This window comes from Microcoleus sp. D2_18a_D3, assembly GCF_036702455.1.
In the GTDB taxonomy this organism is placed as follows: domain Bacteria; phylum Cyanobacteriota; class Cyanobacteriia; order Cyanobacteriales; family Microcoleaceae; genus Microcoleus.
The window spans coordinates 1-8,195 of the sequence record NZ_JAUBTK010000148.1 but is presented as its reverse complement, the minus strand read 5'-3'; the positions used below and the strand labels follow the sequence as shown (position 1 = coordinate 8,195).

8 protein-coding genes are annotated in these 8,195 nt (G+C 42.1%); all 8 read right to left on the bottom strand.

Annotation, left to right across the window (positions count from 1 at the left end; genetic code table 11):
• Nucleotides 1–24: 24 nt before the first annotated feature.
• The 8 genes from QUB06_RS33245 to QUB06_RS33210 all read right to left on the bottom strand — a co-directional run bounded on the left by QUB06_RS33245 (nt 25) and on the right by QUB06_RS33210 (nt 7,909).
• A complete protein-coding gene (locus QUB06_RS33245) occupies nt 25–411 on the bottom strand; it encodes a transposase (protein ID WP_333438944.1) in 387 nt (128 codons plus the stop codon).
• 11 nt (nt 412–422) lie between these two features.
• The gene (locus QUB06_RS33240; protein WP_333438942.1) at nt 423–752 is read right to left on the bottom strand and encodes a transposase family protein; all 330 of its coding nucleotides are present in this window, start codon (nt 750–752) and stop codon (nt 423–425) included.
• A 720-nt stretch (nt 753–1,472) separates the two neighbouring features.
• Complete coding sequence (locus QUB06_RS33235) at nt 1,473–1,700, bottom strand: hypothetical protein (protein ID WP_333284615.1); 228 nt, start codon at nt 1,698–1,700, stop codon at nt 1,473–1,475.
• 52 nt (nt 1,701–1,752) lie between these two features.
• Nucleotides 1,753–3,279 carry a phosphomannomutase/phosphoglucomutase gene (locus QUB06_RS33230; RefSeq protein ID WP_333438940.1) on the bottom strand — a complete coding sequence of 509 codons (1,527 nt, stop codon included), beginning with the start codon at nt 3,277–3,279 and terminating at the stop codon, nt 1,753–1,755.
• 452 nt (nt 3,280–3,731) lie between these two features.
• Complete coding sequence (locus QUB06_RS33225) at nt 3,732–4,637, bottom strand: D-hexose-6-phosphate mutarotase (protein ID WP_333438938.1); 906 nt, start codon at nt 4,635–4,637, stop codon at nt 3,732–3,734.
• A 133-nt stretch (nt 4,638–4,770) separates the two neighbouring features.
• Nucleotides 4,771–5,982, bottom strand: a complete 1,212-nt coding sequence (locus QUB06_RS33220; protein ID WP_333438937.1) for a transposase — start codon at nt 5,980–5,982, stop codon at nt 4,771–4,773.
• Between the two features lie 540 nt (nt 5,983–6,522).
• Nucleotides 6,523–6,870 carry a hypothetical protein gene (locus QUB06_RS33215; protein WP_333438935.1) on the bottom strand — a complete coding sequence of 116 codons (348 nt, stop codon included), beginning with the start codon at nt 6,868–6,870 and terminating at the stop codon, nt 6,523–6,525.
• Between the two features lie 136 nt (nt 6,871–7,006).
• Entirely contained in the window at nt 7,007–7,909 is a 903-nt protein-coding gene (locus tag QUB06_RS33210) for a class I SAM-dependent methyltransferase (protein WP_333438933.1), read from the bottom strand.
• Nucleotides 7,910–8,195: the final 286 nt, after the last annotated feature.

Genomic DNA, 8,195 nt, shown 5'->3' with positions numbered 1-8,195 from the left:
TTTGAAAACTACAAAAATAGATGTTTACTTACTTGGCATTTTAATTGTTAGTTTGGCATACCAAGTAAGGAAGAACCCATTTTTATAAGGTTTCCACATATCTATACTGCAGGCTTCTATTTGGTCTAAAACCTCTTCTCCCCAGGCTTCTAGGTATTTTTGTATTTCCACTTGAGTTCGATTTTTGACCATTCCTACTATAATTTTTTTATCGATATCTACTAAAACTACACAATAATTTTTCTGTCCTTTAAAGAGAGCAATTTCATCAATTCCTAGCCTTTTTAATCCTGATGGTTTTTGTCCGATCAATTCCTTTCCCCATTCTTTTAACATGGTTTCTATTTCTTGTTCGCTGACTCCATTCCTTTGAGCCACATTTTTAATATCGCTTTCTAATAATTCTGACAAAATCTTTTTTTTCAACCTCTCTGTTCTGTATAGGTTCTAGTTTTTTTAACAAATTCTAAGTCTTCACTAAATTTTTTTGGGCAACCTTCACACCTCATCTGACGGCGATTTACTTGTAAATATACTTTTTGCTCTCCAAACGGCAAATCCCTCACTACATAATAATGATTTTGATGGAGTTTATCAGTTTTCTTCCCACAGTCGGGACAAATGGCTTTTTTGTTGTTATTATCTAAGTAAATCGTGATTCCTATATTTTCAATAATCTGATAACTTTTGACGGTCACTCCCTCAATATTAAGGAGTTTCGTCATTAGATGAAGTTGAGGATTGGAAGCCATAGGTATAATTTTTATCTTAATTTCTCTAAAATCTAACTTTATTATACTACAAAAAGCCCTGTAAGTCAATATATAACTGCTTTGCCAGCGCCTAATGTTTATATTTTATAGTTAATTTTTATAAAAATTATTAACTTTTTTACATACTAGGTTCGGTAGAGCCCCCTTGATTTTCACTTTTGGCTGATAGTGTGCTTCGTAAGCGTTGCTTGCAGCTATTGGAGCGCCCTGAAACCCTTATTGTCAGGCTATCAAAAAGTGTCCGAAGTGTTGCTGCTGTTAAATCAATTCTTTCTTGACCGTTTACTTTCCTATAATCTTCCTAAAACTCTCTAGTTATTATAGCCTATTTTTGAGTAATATCAATTCCGGTTGCATCGGAATAGTAAAATCCCGTCAACAGTCAACAATCACCGATGTTGCAACCGGAATATATCTAATTCATCTGCGTGAATCTGTGTTTATCGGCTATCATCTGCGGTTAAAGAAAGAGAATTTTTCGGGCCGCCCCCGACAATGGATTGACGCTAATTCACGCAGATGTCGAGATTATAGATATCAATAAGTCCGATGCTAACAGATTTGATCTGACACGCTCCAAATATATTATTCCGATGCAACCGGAAACGATATAAATAGTATTAATTCCCAATTTTGCAATCTCACATCTAAAATGGTCTGAGCTCAAAATTGAGAAGGGCTATAATCTATCACATAGAATTATAGAGATTCAAAGGCAGCGGTGAAACCATCTAAGGTCAAGCATTCTTCCATAAATTCCTCTACATCGTTGACATTCTCAAGCTGATATTCCATGATGCGTTGACCGTCGCCTTTCATCTTTTTGGAAGAAAGAGGCGTGGCAGGATATTTGGCAGCAATGGCTTTGAAAGCTTTGGAATGAGTATCCCAGCTTGCAGCAGAACATTTTATGGTTAAACGCCACATAATTAAATTACTCCTTGGGTTTGGTTTAGTAATAGTCTGACACGAGTAAAACTTAGATCGATAGTGCCGAAAAATCAAGGGATTCTGTGGTTTGGAAAAAAGTTAAAAGCCGAGCCACTATGTGAGCAACACCACCCTTAACATTAGACTCAACATTCAAAGGCATCACCGGATCGTGGAGTGATAAGCGTAACAGAAACCAGCCGGATTCGCTAGGTGAGGTGCAGGAAATTCGCAGGCCTTCGTAGTTATTGGGAACTATTTTCCAGTCTGCTTGCGTTGAGACAAATTGTTGCAGTTGCTCAATAACGCTCTCGCCGTGAGCCTTGAAATCATCTACACCAAGTTTAATCCGAAATTCTGCACTTTCTTCGGGTTCTTTTAAATTCGCAATTAAATCTGGCAAAGATTGGTTTGCTAGCTTTGACTTAGCTAATTCAATCAATAATTTACTGACCAAATAAGCGCCATCATCCAAAAAGTAATTTTCTTTCAAAGCTCCATGTCCAGAGGTTTCAATCGCCAGCCATGATTCCTGTCCGGCTTCATTGAGGCGAATCGACTCGTCAATCACATTTTTGTAGCCGCGTTTAAAGCGATGATGAATCCCTTTTAGATCCTGTTCGATGAATTGTGTCAAGCCATCTGAGGTGATAGAATCGGTGACAATGGTAGAGCCTGGGTGTTCTTTTAATATAATGGCAGAAATCAAGGCAATTAAGCGATTGCGATTGAGTTCCTTGCCAACTTGATCGACGGCCGCGCTGCGATCGACATCGGTATCAAAAATAATCCCAAAATCGGCTTGATGTTCAATTACCGCTTGACAAATTGACTGCATTGCCTGTTTATCTTCGGGATTTGGCACATGATTGGGGAAAGTACCATCGGGTTCTAAAAACTGACTGCCCGTGGTGTCTGCACCTAAAGGTTTTAAGACTTTATCAACATAAAAACCGCCAGCACCATTGCCCGCATCCACAACAATTTTTAATCCTGTTAGTGGTTGCTCAAAATTATCTGGATGATTGACGGATTCCCGGATATTTTTGACAAATTGGTTAGCATAAACAGAGATGAAATCATGCTTTGTAATGTTACCGGGCGATGCGGCTGGCTGGAAGCTATTGCTTTGGGCTAGTGCTAAGATATCTGTAATATCCGGTTTTTGTAAGCCACCTTTGGCGGTGAAAAACTTTAAGCCGTTTCGATTAAATGGCAAATGGCTAGCAGTGAGCATAATCGCGCCGTCGCAATCAAAACCAGGGGTAATGGTACTCATAAACATGGCGGGGGTTGAGGCCATTTCAAAGTCGTACACGGTTGCACCCACTGAGGCGATTCCCTCCATGACTGCTTGCATTAAGGTTGGCCCTGATAGGCGACTGTCACGCCCGATCGCGATCGTTAATTCGGCCACTGGTTTATTGACTTTTTGCACCAGCCAACTGACAAATGATTTACCTAAGATTGTCGCAATTTCGGGGGTGAGGTTGACTTTTTCATTGGGAACGCCTTCGAGGGCGATACCGCGAATGTCTGAGCCATTTTGAAGTTTTGTCCAGTTGAAGTTTTGCATAATAATTGATGGTAAGTAAAAAGATCGGAGTCGGTGGTTGAAACCGATTATACAAACTTTCCTCTGCAGCCCGTTCGACTGAGCGCTAGCCGAACGGCTTTCGCGGACTAATAAATAAACAGGGGAGAATTTTGGGATTTGGTATTATATCATGTCCGGTCGATTACCCCTAATACGGTAGGGGCGGGTTCACGAAAAATATCTGCCAATAATTGACAATCTCAAAAACCAGCCCTTTTAATCGCGGTCACTCGATCGGACATGAAATTATTAGTCATTAGGGTGACAGAGTTTTTCAATTCAATCAGCTAATCGGCATTTAAGTTGTATTTAAAGAAACAATCCCAGTCTTGTGGGTGGGATTTGAGCAACGCCCCAACTATCCACTTGAAATGTGGAACAGCTTACGGGAAATTTCTGACTAATCACCGCTGAGATTAAGCTGTGATTCCTTAGCGGGGTTCAACGCTGTAAATTGCCTGCAAGCGGAACTCACCATGAGAGGGAACTTCCACAATATCTGTAGCTGCATTGGTCGTTTCTACGCACAGTAAACGCTGATAATCTGCATCATCAAGGTCGGCCATATTTGCAGAAATTGTTACCCAGGGATTCCACACTACGACGGATTTACTACCCGATGATTTAATGCGAATCCGACGATTGAGGGCGCTATCGTCAATGACTAATTCATTGGTGACATCAAGATAAATGCGATCGACTTCACCTGTTACTACCACTGCACCCACTTGAGTTTTTTCCACACCACCATCCGCTTTATCAAGATACTGGCTATTTTCTAAGCCTAAAACCTGCACGCGGTTGATATCGCCGACTTGGAAATAAGTATGGAAAGCTTGGGTGAGGGGAAATGCTTTGTCGCCTAGATTGCGGGTGATTAATTCTACCGTGAGGCTGGTGCCGATCGTAATCTCGATCGCCAGTTCAAAGGCTTGGGGCCAAATTGCTCTAGTTTCATCGGTATCCTTGAGTCCGAGAGTGACTTTGGTGGCGCCGTCTGGAGTTGTGGCGGTTCCTAGCACATTCCAGAGGCGATTCCGCACAAACCCATGACTCGGACGCCCCAAGGCTTCGGGATCAGGGCCAAACCAGGGCCAACAGATGGGTATACCGCCTTTGATTGCTTTCCCTTCGGCGTAGTAGGCTTTTTCGCTGACGAACATCAAGTCTGTGGCTTCGGTGGCTGGTTGAAAGGAGAGCACTTGACCGGAATACACAGAAATTAAGGCTTTGGCTTGACCGTTGTCGATGTGAATCATGGGGAAACCACCGTTTCCGGTGGCGAAGGTGAGGTTCCCGGCAATGCCGTAGTCTGTGTTTAATTTGTCAATACTCATCAGAAATATGGGTTTGAAACCCCGTCCTTTTAGGACGGCTTTACATTGGATGGGGGGGGAGGAATTCTCCCCCGATGAATGCTTGTTACCGCCTTGGATATAGTGACATACTCCTACATTAAGCTGAGTACAGCTATAATGTAGGCTTCTGGGCGACTCCAGCTATTGCTTCGGACATTAACTGAGCTTTAAAGACGGGATGACCCACCGCCCTATTTTTGATTACGATAGCTGCATTGTGATCACGGTCAAGACTACATCCACAATTTGGGCAGTCGTGCCATCTTTCATGCAACTTTTTAGGTACTTTTTCACCGCAATTAGAGCAATCTTGTGAAGAGTTATAAGCACTTACTGGAATCACCAACAAACCAGCATTTACAGCTTTGTTTATTATAATCGACAGAAAGCTTGACCACCCAGCATCCAACACAGATTTAGCCAATCTTGTACGAGCAAGTCCCTTGACATTCAAGTCTTCAACTGCAACAACCTCATATTTTTTCAAGAGATTGTTAGCAGTTTTGAAATGAAAGTCTTTACGTTTGTCGGCTACTTTCTTGTGACACTTCCCCAGTTGCTTAACTGCTTTGTGTCTCCGGCTGCTACCTTTTTTACGGCGCGAGACTCGCTTCTGAATAGTCCGCAGGCGTTTTTGAGCTTTGCGGTAATGCTGAGGAATCGCCACCGTCTCCCCTTCTGATGTTGTCAAAAAATCCTTCAACCCCATATCAATGCCAGCAATTTTTTGAGGATTAAAATCTGGTTTAATTTCCGGGACTGTCGAGTCTTCCAAGCTGAGAGTTGCATAGTAACCATCAGCTTTTTTGGTGACAGAGACGGTTTTGATTTTAAATCCATCAGGTATTGAACGGTGCAAAATAACTTTGACTTTTCCGAACATCGGCAAGTTAATTAAGTTATTTTGCAAGCAGCCGTCTTTAACTTGAGGGTAAGTGAACGTGCGGTAACGACTACGCGGCTTGAATCTAGGTCTACCGCTGCGTTTCCCGTTGCTATCACCTTTCAGGAAACGATCAAAAGTTACCTTAACTCGCTTAACTACATCTTGAAGAACTTGAGAGTCAACTCCGGCATACCAAGGATGAGTTTTCTTGAGTTGAGGTAACGTCTTTTTCTGGCTGTAATAGTCGGGATTTTCCCGCAGTTCGGGTAAGTGGCAAACTAGCGGACACGCATTGATGGGAGAACGATTTTGTTCGTACCAATTAAATCGATCTGCCAACAAATAGTTGTACTGGGCGCACAGCAGAGACAGCCATCTGTCAATCTCAGTGGCTTGCAACTTTGTTGGACGTAATCGGTACTGGTAAGAAGTTCTCATTGAGTAGTAAATGTTTGATTGCAGTCGCTACGCATCAATTAGTGTTAATGTACCCGAATACGTTACTTGATGTCAAGTGCATGAGTGAATGTTTTATCCATAAAATAAGAGAGGTTTCTAGCCTTAATTGCTAGTATTTACCACCAAGTATTGACACCTCGAAGAATTTGTTTGTCTCGTCATCCACCCGCTCACTGCTCAATGCTTGCGCCTGTGAGATTGCTTAGCGGGTGGAATCCTCACCTCACCGCGTCTTTCATCCCACACTAACCGAAGCGGTATAGTGTGGAGATTCCCGTCTGTTTAGCTAACGACGTTCGACGTTTTGTATTCGCCTTTAACCCGGACAGTTACGGATCGAGTGCTTTCTACCTGTACGCATAACAAGTGGCGGTAAGCCCGTGTGTGTATATCCCTTCGCCACTGATATCCCTTGAGGTTACAGACTAGGGAGGCATCCAGTAACATCGTTCGGTGTACCACCACCAGATAATTCAGTTTGTCTCAAAGACGCAGGCTAGACACTGTTTTAGTCTCAAATTAAGAAGGTGGTGAGTCTTCCTCTTTCAAGCCCCATGCCTTTAGGCTGGGGTTAGTGACGCTGTTGGCTTGGTGAATTGCTTTACAATTATCCGATATTATGGTGGCTAGATTTATTATATTGTTGAGTTTGACGAAGGAAGGTGCGATCGACACAACGATGCCGTCAGAGAAACCGATGGCGAGTCCCAACACATCGCGAGGGGATGTGCGATCGAACCCACCCACGCAACTTGCTGAGTTATTCGTAATCAAGCTAATGCAGCAGTTCATCAAAAGACGGCGCAGTCGCAAAACTCCGCATCTGGATTGATTCGTTGTATAGCCCGGAAACCCCAGTGGTGTCACCCACAGCCTCCCTCGCTAAAATTTGTCTTCGTAGAGTCTGGCGCAAGGGGATTAATGCAATGGGTGATAACTGTCAGGGTACAAGCGCACTCAAACATTTGAGGTGATCTCATCTTTTCTGTGCGCTTAAGTTTTGTTATGCTGAGCCAGAATCGGGTTTTTTCACATATATACGTTCCATATCCCGTGTATTTAAATATAACGAAATTTTATTTAAATGCAGTTTAACTGCCACATCTTTAAGGATTTGTTTAATGACCTGACTTTTGCTCACAACGCCCAAATTATAAAATAGCCTGTCGAGTGTTAGCGATCGCCCCACATAATCTGTTTTAAGCACGGTAAATCCTGCCTTAGTTGCAAGTTTTTCTAGCGTGGTGGTCGTAAAAAAGTAAATATGTCCGTCGCAACTGAGACTTCTTTCTCTTTTACCCAATAATTTGAACATCAATGTATCGTAGCGGGGGGTTTCCATCACGAATATCCCACCCGGCTTCAAGATCCGATAAACTTCTTTCAACGTACTGTAAGGATCGGATACGTGTTCGATCACGTGCATCATCAATACAGCGTCGGCAGATCGATCTTCTAGTTCAGCTTTTTCTAGTATGGTTGGGATGATTTCGATTCCAAACTCCGATTCTGCATATCTGCACATACCCACATTAGGTTCAAGCCCAACTACATTCCACCCATCTTGCTTAAAGAAGTTTAACAAATACCCCAAGCCACTCCCAACTTCAATTAACTTACCTTTTTCTGGATAATGTTTGTGAAGAAAAGCTCGGGTTTTTTCATAATCTTTTACCTGCAGTGCTTCTTTTTCCAGCCTCTGCGAATCTTGGTTAACTATAGCAGATAATACAAACTCTGGATCGTAGGTTTCTATTAATACACTGTCTACTTCTGTGGTTCTCGGGTTAGCATACATCAATCCACAGGCTTTACAATTGACAATTTGATTTGCCTGGGCTACTCCCGGCTCAAATCTCACAGTATAGTCATTACTACCGCACAAATTGCATGCAACGTATGTCATAGCTTTGATTTCTTGTACTTTGTTCAACTGAGTTTGGCATTGATTCTAACATATTCACCTGTGGGCAGCCACAAGTGTTTATTTTTGTTACACAAGTTTACATTATTCTCGCTATTCCTGCTACACAATCTAAATTTATCCGCAAAAATTAGTTTATTAAACCAGTATTTCTTGTTAATTACAGCATATTCCATGTATATATGATACATTGTATTTAGTACATAAGCGAAAAAAATGAAACCTTATTCGATCGAGTTGCGTGAGAAAATAGTTAAAATTTATGAAC

Excerpts from the sequence above, each read along its gene's own strand:
- QUB06_RS33240 (WP_333438942.1), bottom strand. The coding sequence starts at position 752 with ATGGCTTCCAATCCTCAACTTCATCTAATGACGAAACTCCTTAATATT.
- QUB06_RS33235 (WP_333284615.1), bottom strand. The coding sequence starts at position 1,700 with ATGTGGCGTTTAACCATAAAATGTTCTGCTGCAAGCTGGGATACTCAT.
- QUB06_RS33230 (WP_333438940.1), bottom strand. The coding sequence starts at position 3,279 with ATGCAAAACTTCAACTGGACAAAACTTCAAAATGGCTCAGACATTCGC.
- QUB06_RS33225 (WP_333438938.1), bottom strand. The coding sequence starts at position 4,637 with ATGAGTATTGACAAATTAAACACAGACTACGGCATTGCCGGGAACCTC.
- QUB06_RS33220 (WP_333438937.1), bottom strand. The coding sequence starts at position 5,982 with ATGAGAACTTCTTACCAGTACCGATTACGTCCAACAAAGTTGCAAGCC.
- QUB06_RS33210 (WP_333438933.1), bottom strand. The coding sequence starts at position 7,909 with ATGACATACGTTGCATGCAATTTGTGCGGTAGTAATGACTATACTGTG.